Annotated in this window: 17 protein-coding genes; 6 read left to right on the top strand and 11 right to left on the bottom strand. The window is 65.5% G+C overall.

What is annotated here, in order from left to right; genetic code table 11:
- Window positions 1-170 precede the first annotated feature (170 nt).
- On the top strand, window positions 171-2,414 hold the full coding sequence (locus tag GGQ64_RS16600; RefSeq protein ID WP_183806323.1) for an exopolysaccharide transport family protein: 2,244 nt from the start codon (window positions 171-173) through the stop codon (window positions 2,412-2,414).
- Between the two features lie 17 nt (window positions 2,415-2,431).
- Here the strand turns inward: GGQ64_RS16600 and GGQ64_RS16595 are convergent, their stop codons facing one another.
- A complete protein-coding gene (locus GGQ64_RS16595; RefSeq protein WP_210300273.1) occupies window positions 2,432-3,712 on the bottom strand; it encodes a GNAT family N-acetyltransferase in 1,281 nt (426 codons plus the stop codon).
- Window positions 3,713-3,870: 158 nt separating this feature from the next.
- The gene (locus GGQ64_RS16590; RefSeq protein ID WP_183806319.1) at window positions 3,871-4,086 is read right to left on the bottom strand and encodes a DUF2842 domain-containing protein; all 216 of its coding nucleotides are present in this window, start codon (window positions 4,084-4,086) and stop codon (window positions 3,871-3,873) included.
- Window positions 4,087-4,215: 129 nt separating this feature from the next.
- Between GGQ64_RS16590 and GGQ64_RS16585 the strand changes: the two genes are divergently transcribed.
- On the top strand, window positions 4,216-5,316 hold the full coding sequence (locus tag GGQ64_RS16585; protein WP_183806317.1) for a COX15/CtaA family protein: 1,101 nt from the start codon (window positions 4,216-4,218) through the stop codon (window positions 5,314-5,316).
- 90 nt (window positions 5,317-5,406) lie between these two features.
- Here the strand turns inward: GGQ64_RS16585 and argC are convergent, their stop codons facing one another.
- The 3 genes from argC to GGQ64_RS16570 form a co-directional block, all read right to left on the bottom strand.
- Window positions 5,407-6,342, bottom strand: coding sequence for an N-acetyl-gamma-glutamyl-phosphate reductase (gene argC / locus GGQ64_RS16580; protein ID WP_183806315.1), 936 nt, complete (start codon window positions 6,340-6,342; stop codon window positions 5,407-5,409).
- A 343-nt stretch (window positions 6,343-6,685) separates the two neighbouring features.
- On the bottom strand, window positions 6,686-7,639 hold the full coding sequence (gene speB, locus GGQ64_RS16575) for an agmatinase (protein ID WP_183806313.1): 954 nt from the start codon (window positions 7,637-7,639) through the stop codon (window positions 6,686-6,688).
- Between the two features lie 92 nt (window positions 7,640-7,731).
- A complete protein-coding gene (locus GGQ64_RS16570) occupies window positions 7,732-8,601 on the bottom strand; it encodes a phenylalanine 4-monooxygenase (RefSeq protein WP_183806311.1) in 870 nt (289 codons plus the stop codon).
- A gap of 54 nt (window positions 8,602-8,655) precedes the next feature.
- Between GGQ64_RS16570 and GGQ64_RS16565 the strand changes: the two genes are divergently transcribed.
- The gene (locus GGQ64_RS16565) at window positions 8,656-9,117 is read left to right on the top strand and encodes an Lrp/AsnC family transcriptional regulator (RefSeq protein ID WP_183806309.1); all 462 of its coding nucleotides are present in this window, start codon (window positions 8,656-8,658) and stop codon (window positions 9,115-9,117) included.
- A 90-nt stretch (window positions 9,118-9,207) separates the two neighbouring features.
- Here the strand turns inward: GGQ64_RS16565 and rpsI are convergent, their stop codons facing one another.
- The 3 genes from rpsI to GGQ64_RS16550 form a co-directional block, all read right to left on the bottom strand.
- Window positions 9,208-9,681, bottom strand: coding sequence for a 30S ribosomal protein S9 (rpsI, locus tag GGQ64_RS16560; RefSeq protein ID WP_183806307.1), 474 nt, complete (start codon window positions 9,679-9,681; stop codon window positions 9,208-9,210).
- A 2-nt stretch (window positions 9,682-9,683) separates the two neighbouring features.
- Window positions 9,684-10,148 (bottom strand): 50S ribosomal protein L13, encoded by a 465-nt coding sequence (gene rplM / locus GGQ64_RS16555; protein WP_183806304.1) that lies wholly within the window; start codon window positions 10,146-10,148, stop codon window positions 9,684-9,686.
- A 229-nt stretch (window positions 10,149-10,377) separates the two neighbouring features.
- Window positions 10,378-10,815, bottom strand: a complete 438-nt coding sequence (locus GGQ64_RS16550) for a PaaI family thioesterase (RefSeq protein ID WP_183806302.1) — start codon at window positions 10,813-10,815, stop codon at window positions 10,378-10,380.
- 165 nt (window positions 10,816-10,980) lie between these two features.
- On the opposite strand from GGQ64_RS16550, the gene GGQ64_RS16545 reads away from it, so the two are divergent.
- Window positions 10,981-11,802 (top strand): enoyl-CoA hydratase, encoded by an 822-nt coding sequence (locus GGQ64_RS16545; RefSeq protein WP_183806300.1) that lies wholly within the window; start codon window positions 10,981-10,983, stop codon window positions 11,800-11,802.
- Between the two features lies 1 nt (window position 11,803).
- Here GGQ64_RS16545 and GGQ64_RS16540 read toward each other — a convergent pair whose 3' ends face one another.
- From GGQ64_RS16540 to GGQ64_RS16530, 3 genes are all read right to left on the bottom strand, one after another.
- Window positions 11,804-12,073 (bottom strand): Txe/YoeB family addiction module toxin, encoded by a 270-nt coding sequence (locus GGQ64_RS16540; RefSeq protein WP_183806298.1) that lies wholly within the window; start codon window positions 12,071-12,073, stop codon window positions 11,804-11,806.
- Window positions 12,070-12,342: a type II toxin-antitoxin system Phd/YefM family antitoxin gene (locus GGQ64_RS16535; protein WP_183806295.1), complete on the bottom strand. Its 273-nt coding sequence runs from the start codon at window positions 12,340-12,342 to the stop codon at window positions 12,070-12,072. Before GGQ64_RS16535 ends, GGQ64_RS16540 begins: the two co-directional genes overlap by 4 nt.
- Before the next feature lie 72 nt (window positions 12,343-12,414).
- On the bottom strand, window positions 12,415-13,251 hold the full coding sequence (locus GGQ64_RS16530; protein ID WP_343059499.1) for an EamA family transporter: 837 nt from the start codon (window positions 13,249-13,251) through the stop codon (window positions 12,415-12,417).
- A gap of 280 nt (window positions 13,252-13,531) precedes the next feature.
- On the opposite strand from GGQ64_RS16530, the gene GGQ64_RS16525 reads away from it, so the two are divergent.
- Both GGQ64_RS16525 and GGQ64_RS16520 read left to right on the top strand, forming a co-directional pair.
- A complete protein-coding gene (locus GGQ64_RS16525; RefSeq protein WP_183806291.1) occupies window positions 13,532-13,969 on the top strand; it encodes a CoA-binding protein in 438 nt (145 codons plus the stop codon).
- A gap of 90 nt (window positions 13,970-14,059) precedes the next feature.
- Window positions 14,060-14,488: a CoA-binding protein gene (locus GGQ64_RS16520; RefSeq protein WP_183806289.1), complete on the top strand. Its 429-nt coding sequence runs from the start codon at window positions 14,060-14,062 to the stop codon at window positions 14,486-14,488.
- The last annotated feature ends 177 nt before the right edge of the window (window positions 14,489-14,665 follow it).

Genomic DNA, 14,665 nt, shown 5'->3' with positions numbered 1-14,665 from the left:
TATTGTCCCGTTAGGGTTAATGGCCGGTAAATGTTGCAACGCGTGGATGCGATTTCGTGTGCCCGGCGATGGGTCATGCGCATGCAGAGTTGTATGGGGAGCGCCATTAACGCTTGGGTTACCATGATTGTTTACCGTGCGAACAAACTGCGCGTTCACGGAGTATGCAGATGTCAGGCGGATATGGGGCACAGGACGACGTCGATATCGACCTCGGCGGGCTGGTCCGTGCGATCTGGAACAGGCGGCGGCGGGTCCTCTTTGCCACCGTCGTGTCCGCCGGCCTGGCGTTTGCCGTCGCCAGCATGATCGCGCCCACCTTCAGCAGCGAGACGCGCCTGCTGATCGAGGCGCGCGAGCCGGCCTATACGACGGGCATCGACCGCAGCGCCGTGCGCGAGCCGGCGTTCGACGAACTCGACGTCGTCAGCCAGGTGCAGCTGTTGAAGTCGGTCGACCTGATCAAGCAGGTCGCCCGCAACATGAAGCTCTACGAACTCCCCGAATTCGATCCCGCCGCCAATCCGTCCGCGATCTCCGATATCCTGGTCGCCTTCGGGCTCAAGAAGAACCCGCTCGATCTTCCCCCGGAGGAGCGGGTGCTCAAGGAGTTCGAGGAGAAGCTCGTGGTCTACCAGGTGGAGAAGTCGCGCGTGGTCGCGATCCAGTTCACCTCCAGGGACCCGCAGCTCGCGGCCGCCATTCCGAACGAGATGGCAAAGGTCTATCTGACGCTGCAGAGCGGGGCGAAGCTCGATACCAACTCCGAGGCGAGCCGCTGGCTCGAACCCGAGATCGCCAACCTGCGCGAAAAGGTGCGCGAGGCGGAAGAAAAGGTCGCGCAGTACCGCTCCCGGTCCGATCTCCTGCCGACCGGGGAGAACGCCACCTTCGCCGTCAAACAGCTGAACGACGTATCGGGCGAGCTCGCTCGTGTGCGGACCGAGAAGGCGACGGCCGAGGCGAGGGCGGAAGGCGTGCGCGCCGTGCTGAAGAGCGGCGGCGCACCCGATACGTTGAGCGATGTCGTCGGCTCGCAGATGATCCAGCGGCTGAAGGAGAGCGAGGCGCAGATCCAGGGGCAGCTCTCCGATCTTTCGACGAGCCTGCTCGACCAGCATCCGCGCCTGAAGGGCCTGCGGTCCCAGCTTGTCGGCATCCGTGCACAGATCACCGCCGAAACCTCGAAGATCCTGGCCAGCCTGGAAAACGATGCGAGGGTTGCTCGCCTGCGCGAGCAGCAGCTCGTCCAGCAGCTCAACGTGGTCAAGGTCGATTCCGCCCGCGCCGGCGAGGACGAGGTGGGGCTGAAGGCGCTGGAGCGCGAGGCCACGGCCCAGCGGCAGCTTCTGGAGACCTATCTCGCCCGTTACCGCGAGGCGACATCCCGCTCCGATGCCAATTCCACCCCCGCCGACGCGCGGGTCATTTCCGCAGCCGTGCCGCCGACCGAGCGCCAGTTCCCCAAGGTCCTGCCGATCACCATCGTCGGCGGGCTCGCGGGATTCCTTATCTCTGCGGTGACGATCCTGCTCGCCGAACTCTTCAGCGGCCGTGGGTTGCGGGCCGTCTCGCCCGGAAATCCGGCGCCGGATGGCGATTTCACGGAAGAGGACGAGGCCGAGCGCCGGCCGGTCGCCCGCGCCGATGTGGCGGCGGCGCGGCCCACTGTAGCCGAAGCGGACATCGCCGCCCGCGCCCATGCCCAGGCGTCGGACAACCGATCCGTTCTGGCCGCGCATGACGCCGAAGACGAGGACAACGCGAAACCCCTGGTAGCCCCGCTCGGCGTGGTCGCCGACGCCAGCGACAACAGCGACGAAGAGGACGACTTCACCGTCGCCGCCGTGGCGCGGCACATGACTGAGAACGATGTCGCCGTCGCAATCGCCGTATCGCCGTCCGGCGACACGGGGTCGGCCGCGACCGTGGCACTGGCCCGCGCCATCTCGGACAGGGGCCGCAAGACAGTGCTGGTCGACCTCACCGGTTCGGCCAGCCCGACGCGGCTGATGGCGGGAACGACGCGTCTGCCGGGGGTGACGGATCTGCTCGTCGGCGACGCGGCCTTCGCCGATATCCTACATGGCGACGAGGCCTCCGGCGCCCACGTCGTCGCGCGCGGCAATGCCGACATCAAGCGTGCGATGCGCGGCATCGACCGATTGTCGATGATCATCGATGCGCTTTCGGATGCCTACGACACCGTCATCGTCGAATGCGGCCCGGCGGACGTCGCCGGCGTGCACCGGCTGACACCATCGGGGCAGGCCGAGATCATCCTCTCCATTCCGGGGGCGGACGAGGATCGCGTCGTCGACACGATCGGCAGGTTCGCCGACGCCGGCTACAGCGAGATCGTGCTGATGACCGGGACCGGCACCCCGCCGCGCTCCGGCCGGCGTGCGGCCTGAACCGGCTCCCGCCGGCGTTATTCGCTGTCGGCGGCCGGCTGGACGAACTCGGTCTTGCCCGACCGCAACCGCTGCACGAAGCCATAGAGCCTCGGGTTCTGCTTGATCGAGCGCTTGGCGGCCGCCCGCGCCCGATGCAGCGCTGCGACCGCGCTTCCGGCAAGCGTCGTCGGCCAGAGCAGGTCGTATTGCGCCGTCTCGATATTGCACCAGGATCGCTTGTAGGCCTGGTCGCCGATGCCGAAATCGAAGAGGGCGACGCCTTCGCCGCAGAGCTTCTCGATCATCAGGTGGAACAGGGTTTCCCCCGGGCTGGTCTCGGGCGCAAACCCGTCGTCGATGGAACCGAACTGGCAGATGACGTGGTCGCCCTTGCGCGACAGGCCGGCGATGGCGATGACCCGGCCGGCCTCGCTGCCGTCCCGGATCCGGAGCGCATGCAGTTGCAGCGGATACCCGTCGGGCCCGGCGGGGATTGCGGCAAGGGCGCGGAAGAAGGCTTGCGTCTGCTCGTCCCGGAAGACGTTTGGCAGGCCGAGCGCCTCGAAGCGCGCGGCCTTCTGCTGGAAGAACAGGCCGAGCATCCGGCAGGCCTCGACCCGGCCTTCTGCAATCACGTGCTCATAGCCGCCCAGCGCCTCCAGCCGACGTTCGCACTGGCGGAATTTCTTGCGCCGCCGCTTGCCGTTGATCTGCGCAAGCGTGCGGTCGAAATCGGCGTGGAGCGAGAGTTGGAAGGCCGGGTTCTGGTTCAGGACCGCGGGCAGTTGCGAGAAGGGATGCTCCTGTCCGCGCCAGTCGAGCGGCATGTTCTCCAGCATGAAGAGGTCGAAATAGCGGGAAAACTGCCCGCGTGCCTGGTCGAGCGCCTGGCGCAGCACCGGCGGCGGGGCCAGCGTGCCGAAGGCCTCGGTATAGAGACCGGTGTTGATATTGCTGAATCGCGACCCCAGGAAGCGGGCGATGCGGACCGGCCCGTGGCGCACGATTTCCAGCGGCAGGATCATTTCCGTCCGGCCGGCATGCACCCCCTCGACGATCAGCAGTCGGCTGTCGTGCGTGGAGGCCCAGGCATGGCACCAGTCGTAGCCCTGGTGCAGCGACAGGGCGCTGCCGGCCTCGAGCGTCCGCCAGGTCGCCTCCAGCGCCTCCATCCGGTCGTGCAACTGGATAGCGAAAGGGATCGCGGCGGAGCGACGCTCGCCACCTGGAACATACCGCGCCAGTTTGCCCAGGACGTCTCCGTCCGCAGGCATGATCTGGAAATCAAGCTGCATTGTCCGCGCTTTCGACGCCATCGTGCTCCTGCCGGGGTCACACCGGGATCGGCGGACCATACATCGCCATGGCCGCCAACCGGTTTAATTCCCGTGCCCTTGCCCCGCTCGTCCCGGCGAAATCCGAAACTACGGTTACCGGCCGGCTAACGGAAAGGCCGCAGCGATCCTCATGGTGTCTACTCCCGCGGCTTGGCCGGCTTCTCCATCCACTTGATGATCAGCATCGCCGGCAGGATCCATAGCAAGCCGGAAAAGAGGAAGTAGAGCATGTGCACCCACCAGGGCGAGGTCCCAAGCGTCAGCGAGGCTATGGTCGTGGCGACCAGCGCATAGACGAGCACGAGGATGATGATCAGGATCGTCCCGATCAGTTTGCGCAGGCGAGGGGGCATGAAGGGTCCCGTATGGTTGCACGGCATCCGCACCGGCGCGATCGCCGCGACCGGATGCCGCAAAGGCATATCGGACTTGTTTTGCATGGCATCGTGTTGCAAATCAACGGCGACAAGACAGGAGCAGCCATGACCATCACCTCCGCGACCGAACGACAGCTCTTGAGCGACATCGACCGCGTCGACCGCAATCGCCGGGCCGTGCGCCTGTGGCTCGGCTTCGTCCTTCTGATCCTGTTCGCGCTCGTTCTCGTGGGCGGCGCGACGCGGCTGACCGGATCCGGCCTGTCGATCACCGAATGGAAGCCGATCCACGGCGTCATTCCGCCGTTGAACGATGCGGAATGGCAGGAGGAGTTCGACCTCTACAAGCGCATCCCGCAATTTTCCGAGCTCAACAGCGACATGACGGTGGAGAGCTTCAAGTCGATCTTCTGGTGGGAATGGGCGCATCGGCTACTCGCCCGCTCGATCGGCATCGTCTTTGCCCTGCCGCTCGTCTTCTTCTGGGCGACGGGCCGGATCGAACGCCGGCTGCGCTGGCCGCTGGTCGGCGTGCTGGCGCTCGGCGGCTTCCAGGGCTTCATCGGCTGGTGGATGGTCTCGTCCGGCCTGACGAAGCTCGTTTCGGTCAGCCAGTACCGGCTCGCCACCCATCTCGTCATCGCCTGTCTGATCTTTGCCGCCTGCACCTGGATCATGCGCGGGCTGTCGCCGCACAGCGACGATCCGGCTCCGGCCGACAATTCCAGGGCATGGGCTGCGGCGATCGCCTGCATGGCGATCTTCCAGATCTACCTCGGCGCGCTGGTCGCCGGTCTCGATGCAGGGCTGAGCTACAACACCTGGCCGCTGATGGACGGCGCCGTCGTGCCAAACGATCTCTTCGTCCAGCAGCCCTGGTGGATCAACCTGTTCGAGAACCCCAAGACGGTGCAGTTCATGCACCGCTGCGGTGCCTATCTGCTGTGGGCCATGGCGCTGGTGCACATGATCGCCTCGTTGCGCGCGGCACCGCAGACCACCCATGCCCGCCGCACGGTGCTGCTCTTCATCCTCGTCTGTCTGCAGGCGCTGATCGGCATCCTGACGCTCGTCTGGCAGGTACCGCTCGGCTGGGCGCTGGCGCACCAGGGCGGCGCCCTGGTCGTCCTCGGCTTTGCCATCGCCCACTGGCGCGGCTTCGTCGGGGAATATCCGAAGCCGGTGGCGATCGAGGTAAGGGAGTAGGCATTAGCGACTAGCAAATAGGGAAGGGTGTGTTCAGCGAGCGGGCGCTCGTCGCGTTCTGTCGATACGCCTGCTTCTATTCGCTGTTCCCTAATCCCTCCCGAGCATCAGATCCATGTTCTGCACCGCAGCCCCCGAAGCGCCCTTGCCGAGGTTGTCGAGCAGGGCGACGAGGTTGACGTGGGGGGCGCCGGCGGTGCCGAAGACGAACAGCTTCATCCGGTCGGTGTCGGCCAGTTCCACCGCGTTGACGCGGGGCAGGGCGGCGCTATCCTTCAGGTCGACCACTTCGACGATGTCCTGGCCGGCATAGTGGTCGGCAAGGACGGCGTGGATCGAACCGAGCGAGGCATTGTCGTTGAGGTCCGCAAGGTAGAGCGGCACCTGCACGATCATGCCCTGCGCGAACTTGCCGACCGACGGCGAGAACAGCGGCGCGCGCGACAGCAGGCCGTGCACCTGCATCTCCGGCACGTGCTTGTGCTTCAGCGGCAGGCCGTAGAGGAAGTGCGGCGCATCTATAGGATCTGGATGGCCGGCCTCCTCCATCTGCGCGATCATCTGCTTGCCGCCGCCGGTATAGCCGGAGACGGCGTTAACGGTGACGGGATAGTCCTCCGGCAGGATGCCGGCGGCGCGCAGCGGCCGGATCAGGCCGATTGCACCGGTCGGATAGCAGCCGGGATTGGCGACGTGGCGCGCGGCTGCGATCTTGCCCGCCTGGGCGGCATCCATCTCGGCAAAGCCATAGGCCCAGTCCGGATTGACCCGGTGCGCCGTCGAGGTGTCGATGATGCGCACGGAATTGTTGCCGGAGACCATAGCGACCGCCTCCTTCGCCGCCTCGTCGGGCAGGCAGAGGATGGCGACATCGGCGGAATTCAGCAGGTCCTCGCGCATCTGGCTGTTGCGCCGCTCGGCTTCGGGGATCGACAGAAGCTCGACATCGGCGCGGCCGGCCATGCGCGTGCGGATCTGCAGGCCCGTCGTGCCGTGTTCGCCATCGATGAAGATCTTCTGTTTCATGGGACTGCCTTTCGCTCTGCCGGACGTCGCGCCGCGACCGGGCGCTGCGTCGCGCAGGGCCGGACGGCCTGAGGCTGCCTATAGCGCCTCGGCATGACGCTTTCAATGCAATGCTTGATGCGTGGACGCGGAGCGCCAGGGTTCCACCTTCATTGCTCCGAGGCAACCGCCCCTCAGCCGCCCTTCGGGCACCTTCTGCCCGCAAGCGGGGAGAAGGACAGGAGCCGCGCCCACGCTTTCCTGCAGTCGACGTCGCGTGCAAAGCCGGCTTGAGGCACGTCCCCTCTCCCTGCTTGCGGGGAGAGGGTTAGGGTGAGGGGCAGAGGTTGCGGCGTTAGAAGGCCTACCGCCGCTCCGCCAGCGCACCTGCATGCAGGCCCAGCATGTACATGGCGATGGTCGAGGCGGCGATGGCGGTGATGTCGGCGTGGTCGTAGGCCGGCGCCACCTCGACGACGTCCGCGCCCTTGATGTGCAGCGCACCTAGTTGGCGCAGGACCGACAGGATCTTGGCGCTCGAAGGGCCGCCGGAGACGGGCGTGCCGGTGCCGGGCGCATAGGCCGGGTCGAGGCAGTCGATGTCGAAGGTCAGGTAGCAGGGCCGGTCGCCGACATGGCGGACGATCGTGTCGGCGATCGCAGCCGCTGACATGTCTTCCACCTCGTAGCCGTAGACGATGCGGATGCCGCAATCCTCCGGCGCATGCGTGCGGATGCCGACCTGGATCGAGGTGTCCGGATCGATGACGCCGTCGCGGACCGCGCGGGCGACGAAGGAGCCGTGGTCGATGCGGCCCTTCTCGTCCGGCCAGGTGTCCTGGTGCGCGTCGAACTGCACCAGCGACAGCGGCCCGTGGATCGCCGCATGCGCCTTCAGCACCGGCCAGGTGACGAAATGGTCGCCGCCGAGCGTCAGCAGGAAGGCGCCGGACTTAAGGATCTTGCCCGCCTCGCGCTCGATCGTCGCCGGGGTCTTCTGGTGGTTGCCGTAGTCGAGCAGGCAGTCGCCGTAGTCGATCACCGACATGTTTTCGAACAGGTCCTGCTCGAACGGATATTGCGGGTCGTTGTCCATGATGGCGGACGCCCGCCGGATGGCCTGGGGGCCGAAGCGCGCGCCAGGGCGGTTGGAGGTGGCGGCATCGAAGGGAATGCCCCAGACGACGGCATCGACGTCCTTCAGGGACTTGGTGTAGCGCCGGCGCATGAACGACAGGATGCCGGCATGGGTGGGGTCGGAGGCCGCAGCCTTCAGCGATTTCGCCGTGATCGCGTGATCGATCGTCCTGTTTGCCATCGGCCGTCCTCCTTGGATTGCAGGACGTTGGCCAATCGGCGCCGGGAAGACAAGGGGGCGCGGTGGTGATTTCCACCGCACGTTTTACCGGTTCAGGATGCCTTGGCCGCGAAGGCGGGCGGGAAGTCGCCGAGCGCCCTGGCCTCGCGGATGGCCGCGCCGATGTCCTCGTCGTTGATGGCATCGAGTTCGGCGAAGCTGTCGATCACGTAGTAGATCGGCTGGACGATGTCGATGCGATAGGGCGTGCGCAGCACCGTCATCAGGTCGAAGGGGCGGAACTCGCAGGTCTTTTCCACCATCGCCGCCCGCGTCTCGTTCGGCGAGGAGACGATGCCGGCGCCATAGCAGCGGCGGCCCTTCTCCGTGTTGATCAGCCCGAACTCGACCGTGAACCAGAAGATGCGGAAGAGATGCCAGGAGTAATCCTTGCCGAGCGCGACGGCGTTTTCGCCGAAGCGGCGGACGAAGCGCGCATAGGCGGCGTTGGTCAAAAGCGGGCAGTGGCCGAACACCTCGTGGAAGATGTCCGGCTCCTCGATGTAGTCGATGTGCTCGCGCCGGCGGATGAAGGTCGCGAGTGGAAACTTGCCTTCCGACAGGAGCTGGAAGAACTTCGACGGCGCAATCAGCGCTGGCACGCCCTCGACGCCGAAGCCGGTCGCCCGCTTCAGCCGCGCATCGACGTCGCGCAACTGGGGCACGTTCGGCGCGTCGAGGCCGAGCGTCTTCACGCCGGCGAGATACTCGTCGCAGGCCTTGTCGGCCAGGAGCGCGATCTGGCGGGCATAGAGCTCGCTCCAGATCGCATCCTCCTCCGCGGTATAGCTGTAGATGCCGTCCTCGTCCGGCAGCCTTGCGGTGTATGTGCTTTCCTTCGGCATCCTCGCCTCCCGTCGCCTGCGCGCCGCCCGCGCATCTGTCGGAAAATTGTAGTCGAACGCGGCGGATAGACTTTTCAATCTGGCGGCCGGATACTGCCGTCCTGAATGAAATTCGCGGGGAGGGCGGAGTTCATGAAAGAAATTGATCAATCGGTGCTAAGACTTCTCCGCCTGCTCCAGCAGGATTGCAGCCTGGCGCTGGCCGACCTCGCAGAGCGCGGCGGCATGTCGCAGAGCACGGCCTGGCGCAAGGTGCAGGAACTGGACGCGGCCGGGGTAATCCGCAGGCGTGTGGCGCTGCTGGATGCGCGCCAGCTCGACCTCAAGCTCTGCGTCATCGCCCATGTCACGCTCGACGACCATCATGAGGAGGCGATCGAATCCTTCTCGTCGGTCGTCAGGAACCATCCCGAGATCATGGAATGCTACGCGCTCTCCGGCGCCTTCGACTACATGCTGAAGATCCGCGCCTGCGACGTGGAAAGCTACGAGGCCTTCATGACGCGCCACCTGCTGCGCAACCCGCATGTGCGCAACGTCGTCTCAAGCTTCGTGCTCCGCGAAATGAAGGCCTCGACGGAGCTGCCGATCTGACGGATGCGCGCTTCGCGTGCCGTACAGCCGAAAACGAAAAAGGCCGGGACGAACCCGGCCTTCCAGAATTTCGCAAAGTTCGTATAGCGATCAGCGCTTGGAGAACTGGAACGAACGACGGGCCTTGGCCTTGCCGTACTTCTTGCGTTCGACGACGCGCGAGTCGCGGGTCAGGAAGCCGCCCTTCTTCAGGACCGAGCGCAGGCCCGGCTCGAAGTAGGTGAGCGCCTTGGACAGGCCGTGGCGAACGGCACCGGCCTGGCCGGAAAGGCCGCCGCCGGCAACGGTCGCGTCGACGTCGAACTGACCGTCACGGGCCACGGCGACGATCGGCTGCTGCAGGATCATCTGCAGGACCGGACGGGCGAAGTAGGCCGAGAACGGCTTGCCGTTGACGGTGATCTTGCCCGAGCCGGGCTTGATCCATACGCGGGCGACGGCGTCCTTGCGCTTGCCGGTGGCGTAGGAGCGGCCCTGGGCGTCAACCTTCTTGACGTAAACCGGGGCGGAATCCGGAGCGGCTGCAGCCGTGCCGAGGTCCTTCAGGGAAGAGAGGTCAGCCACTATCAGGCGCTCCTTACGTTCTTGCTGTTCAGCTTCGCGACGTCGAGGACGGTCGGCTGCTGTGCTTCGTGCGGGTGGTTGGCGCCGGCGTAGACGCGCAGGTTCTTCATCTGGCGACGGCCGAGCGGGCCGCGCGGAACCATGCGTTCGACAGCCTTCTCGAGAACGCGCTCCGGGAAGCGGCCTTCGATGATCTGGCGCGCGGTGCGCTCCTTGATGCCGCCGGGATAGCCGGTGTGCCAGTAGTACGTCTTGTCGGAGTACTTCTTGCCGGTCAGGGCCACCTTCTCGGCGTTGATGACGATGACGTTGTCGCCGTCGTCGACGTGAGGCGTATAGGTTGCCTTATGCTTGCCGCGCAGGTGGTTTGCGATGATGGAAGCGAGACGACCGACAACGAGGCCTTCGGCGTCGATGAGGATCCACTTCTTTTCCACCTCGGCGGGCTTCTGTGAGAAGGTTGCCATGGTAAAACTCTTTTCGTTTGGGACCCGAGGCGCAGGCGCCCGGGCGTTTCTTGTTGCTTGGTTCGACAGGCGCAAGCCGTGCCGAAAACGATAGCGGCCCGAGCGGACCGCGATCTGCGGCGGCTTATAGGCGACGTCCATTCGGGCGTCAAGTGAGGCCATTTCTGCGGTGGCGATAAAACAAGTTAAAATTCAATGGCTTAGTGGAGAGGTATTTCAATACCACAATTTATCGTGGCGGAATCGAATAGGTCGCGGTCGCGTGCGCCACCAGATCGCCCTCCGTCCCCGCCGAGATCGAGGCCTCGATGACGGCCAGCCGCTTGCCGAGTTTCAACAGCCGGCAGTCGCAGGCGAGCGGCCCCGGCTCCGGCTTGCGCAGGAAGTTGATGTTCAGGTTGGTGGTCACCGCCAGCGCTACCGGCCCGATATGGGCAAGCACCGCGCAATAGGCGGTGACGTCGGCAAGGGCGAACATTGTCGGCCCGGAGACGGTGCCGCCGGGGCGCAGGTGCTTTTGCGACGGGGAGAGCCGCATCGAGACGGTGCCGGGGCCGACGACGGTCACCTCAAACAGCTTGCCGTCGGTGTGGATCTCCGGAAAGTCCGTCTCCAGGAAGCGGTTGAGGTCTTCGACCGTCATGACCGGGGTGAAGTGCGTCGCCATCCTCTTGTCGTCCTTCCGTTTCGGCAGTGATAAGGGCGAACCTATGCCGGGCGCAATCGGCGAAAAGTCTTAAAGTCGCATCCCGTCGCGGCGATCCCGCCCTTGAATGCGGCCTGAGGCACGTCTACCACGGGGGCAGGAACGACGAATAGGGAGAATGCCGCCATGGCTGACGTAGTCCAGTTGCACAAGGGGGAGGCGGATGGTCTGGTGCTGAAGGAGCGCAACGACGCGGTCCTGCGGCTGACGCTCAACAATCCGCCGGCGAACGTGCTCTCGATCGCCCTGATGGAGGCGCTTTCCGCAGCCCTCGACGAGGCCGCGGCCGACGAGACGATCCGCGTCGTGGTCCTGGCCTCGGGCGGCAACCTCTACTCCGCCGGCCACGACCTGAAGGAGATGACGGCGCACCGCGGCGACCCCGACGGAGGCCGCGCCTTCTACGAGAAAACCCTGCGCATGGCCGCCGACCTGATGCTGAAGATCGCCGGCCTGCCGCAGCCCGTGCTCGCCGAGATCGACGGGCTCGCGACGGCTGCCGGCTGCCAACTAGTGGCGACCGCGGACCTTGCGATCTGCACCGACACCTCCGCCTTCTGCACGCCGGGCGTCAATATCGGCCTGTTCTGCTCCACGCCGATGGTGGCGGTGACACGGGCCGCCCATCCGAAGCAGGCGATGGAGATGCTGCTCACCGGCGAGACGATCGACGCTTCGACCGCGAAGGATTTCGGCCTCGTCAACCGGATCGTGCCGAAGCAATACCTGCGCCAGGTCGTCGACAAGTACAGCGCCGTCATCGCCTCGAAATCGCCGCAGGCGCTCAGGATCGGCAAGGCCGCCTACCGCGCCCAGGCCGGCCTGCCGCTGCCGGAAGCCTATGAGAAGGCCGTCGCCATCATGGTCGACAACATGCTGGGGCCCGACGCGAAGGAAGGCATCGGCGCTTTTTTGGAAAAGCGGATGCCGGAGTGGAAGGGGGAGTGAGTCAATCGTAGTGGTAGCGGCAGGCCGCGATCTCGAGTTGCTGGTCGCCAGCTGTACCGAAGACGCGATAGACTAGCCGGTGTTCCTGCGTGATGCGGCGTGACCAGAAGCCCTTCAGTTCGCCCCGCAGCGGTTCCGGCTTGCCGAGGCCGGAAAAAGGCGTCCTCTGACAGTCCCGGATCAGGGCGAGAAGCTTTGCGAGCGTCTTCCGGTCGTGCTCGATCCAATAGGTGAAATCGTCCCAGGCCTGCGACGAGAAGGTCAGCTTCAATTGCGTGCCGCCGCCAGCAGGTCGTCCATCGTCCTGGTCGTGCCCTTGCCCGCGTCAAGTTCTTCGACCGACCGGAGCAGGCGGTCGCGGTTCGCCGGGGTCGCGAGCAGATAAATCGTTTCCTTCCAGCTCTCGAAGTCGGCCAGCGACATCACCACCATCGGTTCGCGGTTCTGCCGCGTCACGATCAGTTCGTCGTGGTCGCTTTCGATCTGGTCGAAGTGCCTGGCCATGTTGGCGCGCAATTCGGAAAGGCTGACAACCTTCATCTTTCTGCTCCTGTACGTGTATCTGTACATATACGCACGGAGCCGTTTTCGCAACGCCAGTCCGTGCGGCCTCTACCCCAGCCGCAGCACCAGCACCCCTGCTGCGATCGTCGCACCGGCGACATAGCGCCAGATGCTCGCCTTTTCCTTCAGGACTGCGACGGAGATGATCAGGGCGAACAGGATTGCGGTCTCGCGGAGGGCTGCGACGGTTGCGATCGGCGCCTTCGTCATCGCCCAGAGCGCCAGGCCGTAAGAAGCGATCGAACCGCCGCCGCCTATCAGGCCGCGCTGCCAGTTGCGCCGCACGTGGTTGGTGACGACGTCGAGCCCGCGACGCCAGATCGCCCAGGAAAACAGCAGCACCGGCGGCAGCAGCGCCATCCACAGCGTGTAGGACACGGCATTGCCGGAAATGCGCGCGCCGGCGCCGTCGATGAAGGTGTAGCAGGCGATGACGCAGGCGTTAGCAAGCGCCAGCACGAAGGCGTGGCGGCTGCCGTGGCGACTCTCGAAAGCGAGCGTCAGCACGCCGGCGCAGATGATCAGGATGCCGCCGAGCGCGGCCGTCGAAAGGTGCTCGCCGAGCACGATGCCGCTGGTGGAGGCGACGATGAGCGGGGCTGCACCGCGCATCAGCGGATAGACCAGGCCGATGTCACCGGCCCGGTAGGCGGCGGCAACCAGCTGGAAATAGGCGAACTGGAACAGCGCCGAGACGGCGATGAAGGGCCAGGCCGCGGGGTTGGGCAGGGGAACGAAAGGCAGGAACGCCAGCCCGAACACGCCGGCGCCGAGCGCGATCATCGCCGCATCCAGCGACTTGTCGCTGCCCGCCTTCACCATGGCGTTCCAGGTGGCATGCAGCGCCGCGCCGAGAAGCACGAGCGCAATCACGTCTATCGGCACGACATACCTCGGTCGGTTCGGATGGCGGGTGCGCGGGCATTGCGACCCGAACCCTACATCTTCCGAAATTCCGCCCTTGGCAATCGGGCGCCCGCCTCGCCCCCGGGAAAATCTCCCTGTCCCGGATCCGTCCGGAGCCGGCCCGGCCGCCGCATTCGCCATCGCGAACGAAATGACGTATCATGAACGATTGATACAGATCGGGAGCGCAAGGCGGGACCGGCCTTGCCGTCGCGACGGTTGCAGGGGGTGTAACAGGGGGCATCACAGGGAGGCATCGATGAACCACGATCACTATGCCAGCACCTATATCTGCAACATCCTGCGCCAGGTCCATACGATCGCCGTCCTCGGCGCCTCGCCCAACCCTTCGCGCCCCTGCCATGGCGTGATGGATTTCCTGATCGCCAAGGGCTACCACGTCATCCCCGTCAATCCCGGCCATGCCGGCAAGCAGATCCTCGGGCAGACCGTCGTCGCCCATCTTTCCGACATCGGCGAGCCGGTCGACATGGTCGACGTGTTCCGCGCGCCGTCGCAGCTGTCGGCCGTCGTCGACGAGGTGCTGGCGCTGGACCCGCGGCCGGCGGTGATATGGGGCGAATATGGCGTGCGCGACGATGCCGCCGCCGAGAAGGCCGAGGCAGCCGGCCTGCGCGTCGTGATGGATCGCTGCCCCGTCACCGAATTTCCGCGCCTGACCCATCGCGCGTCCTGACCCGGCCTGACCTAACGTCAGTTGCGTATTGACAAGAGCCGCAGTCTCACCATCCTTTCGGCGCAAACGAGGATGCGGCGAGGATGCGGCATGAACCATGAGAGCTACAGCGATTTTTACCTGGCCGAAATCCTGCGACAGACGCGCGTGATCGCGCTGGTGGGCGCATCGCCCAACCCCGAGCGACCCAGCAATCGCGTCATGGCATTCCTCCTGCGCAAGGGGTATCGCGTCATCCCCGTCAATCCGGGGCAGGCGGGCAAGGAGATCCACGGCCAGAAGGTCTATGCCCGCCTTGCCGACATTCCCGAACCTATCGACATGATCGACGTCTTCCGCGCGGCCCATGCGCTTCCGGCCCTCGTAGGCGAGGTGCTGGCGCTGGAGCCGCTGCCGAAGGCGATCTGGGGGCAACTCACCGTCCACGACGACGTGGCCGCAGCGCAGGCTGAGGCCGCCGGCATCAAGGTCGTGATGGATCGCTGCCCGGCGATCGAACATCCCCGCCTGATCGGCTGACCGTTTCGCAACTCCGTGGTCTCGCGGCGGGCGAAGTTGCGCCACGATGCACACAGCCAATTCCTGTTGCTGCCTCCGGGTCGCGAAAACTTTCTTTGACCGTCTCCGCCGGCTCTGGAATAGTTCGGGCACGCCAAGGGTCGGCAACGGGAGAGCGGCCCGGACACGCAAGGCGTT

This window comes from Mycoplana azooxidifex (assembly GCF_014196765.1).
GTDB lineage: Bacteria > Pseudomonadota > Alphaproteobacteria > Rhizobiales > Rhizobiaceae > Mycoplana > Mycoplana azooxidifex.
The sequence above is the reverse complement of the archived record's forward strand: the minus strand, read 5'-3'. Positions and strand labels throughout refer to the sequence as shown.

Excerpts from the sequence above, each read along its gene's own strand:
- GGQ64_RS16600 (WP_183806323.1), top strand. The coding sequence starts at position 171 with ATGTCAGGCGGATATGGGGCACAGGACGACGTCGATATCGACCTCGGC.
- GGQ64_RS16595 (WP_210300273.1), bottom strand. The coding sequence starts at position 3,712 with ATGGCGTCGAAAGCGCGGACAATGCAGCTTGATTTCCAGATCATGCCT.
- GGQ64_RS16590 (WP_183806319.1), bottom strand. The coding sequence starts at position 4,086 with ATGCCCCCTCGCCTGCGCAAACTGATCGGGACGATCCTGATCATCATC.
- GGQ64_RS16585 (WP_183806317.1), top strand. The coding sequence starts at position 4,216 with ATGACCATCACCTCCGCGACCGAACGACAGCTCTTGAGCGACATCGAC.
- argC (WP_183806315.1), bottom strand. The coding sequence starts at position 6,342 with ATGAAACAGAAGATCTTCATCGATGGCGAACACGGCACGACGGGCCTG.
- speB (WP_183806313.1), bottom strand. The coding sequence starts at position 7,639 with ATGGCAAACAGGACGATCGATCACGCGATCACGGCGAAATCGCTGAAG.
- GGQ64_RS16565 (WP_183806309.1), top strand. The coding sequence starts at position 8,656 with ATGAAAGAAATTGATCAATCGGTGCTAAGACTTCTCCGCCTGCTCCAG.
- rplM (WP_183806304.1), bottom strand. The coding sequence starts at position 10,148 with ATGGCAACCTTCTCACAGAAGCCCGCCGAGGTGGAAAAGAAGTGGATC.
- GGQ64_RS16550 (WP_183806302.1), bottom strand. The coding sequence starts at position 10,815 with ATGGCGACGCACTTCACCCCGGTCATGACGGTCGAAGACCTCAACCGC.
- GGQ64_RS16545 (WP_183806300.1), top strand. The coding sequence starts at position 10,981 with ATGGCTGACGTAGTCCAGTTGCACAAGGGGGAGGCGGATGGTCTGGTG.
- GGQ64_RS16535 (WP_183806295.1), bottom strand. The coding sequence starts at position 12,342 with ATGAAGGTTGTCAGCCTTTCCGAATTGCGCGCCAACATGGCCAGGCAC.
- GGQ64_RS16525 (WP_183806291.1), top strand. The coding sequence starts at position 13,532 with ATGAACCACGATCACTATGCCAGCACCTATATCTGCAACATCCTGCGC.
- GGQ64_RS16520 (WP_183806289.1), top strand. The coding sequence starts at position 14,060 with ATGAACCATGAGAGCTACAGCGATTTTTACCTGGCCGAAATCCTGCGA.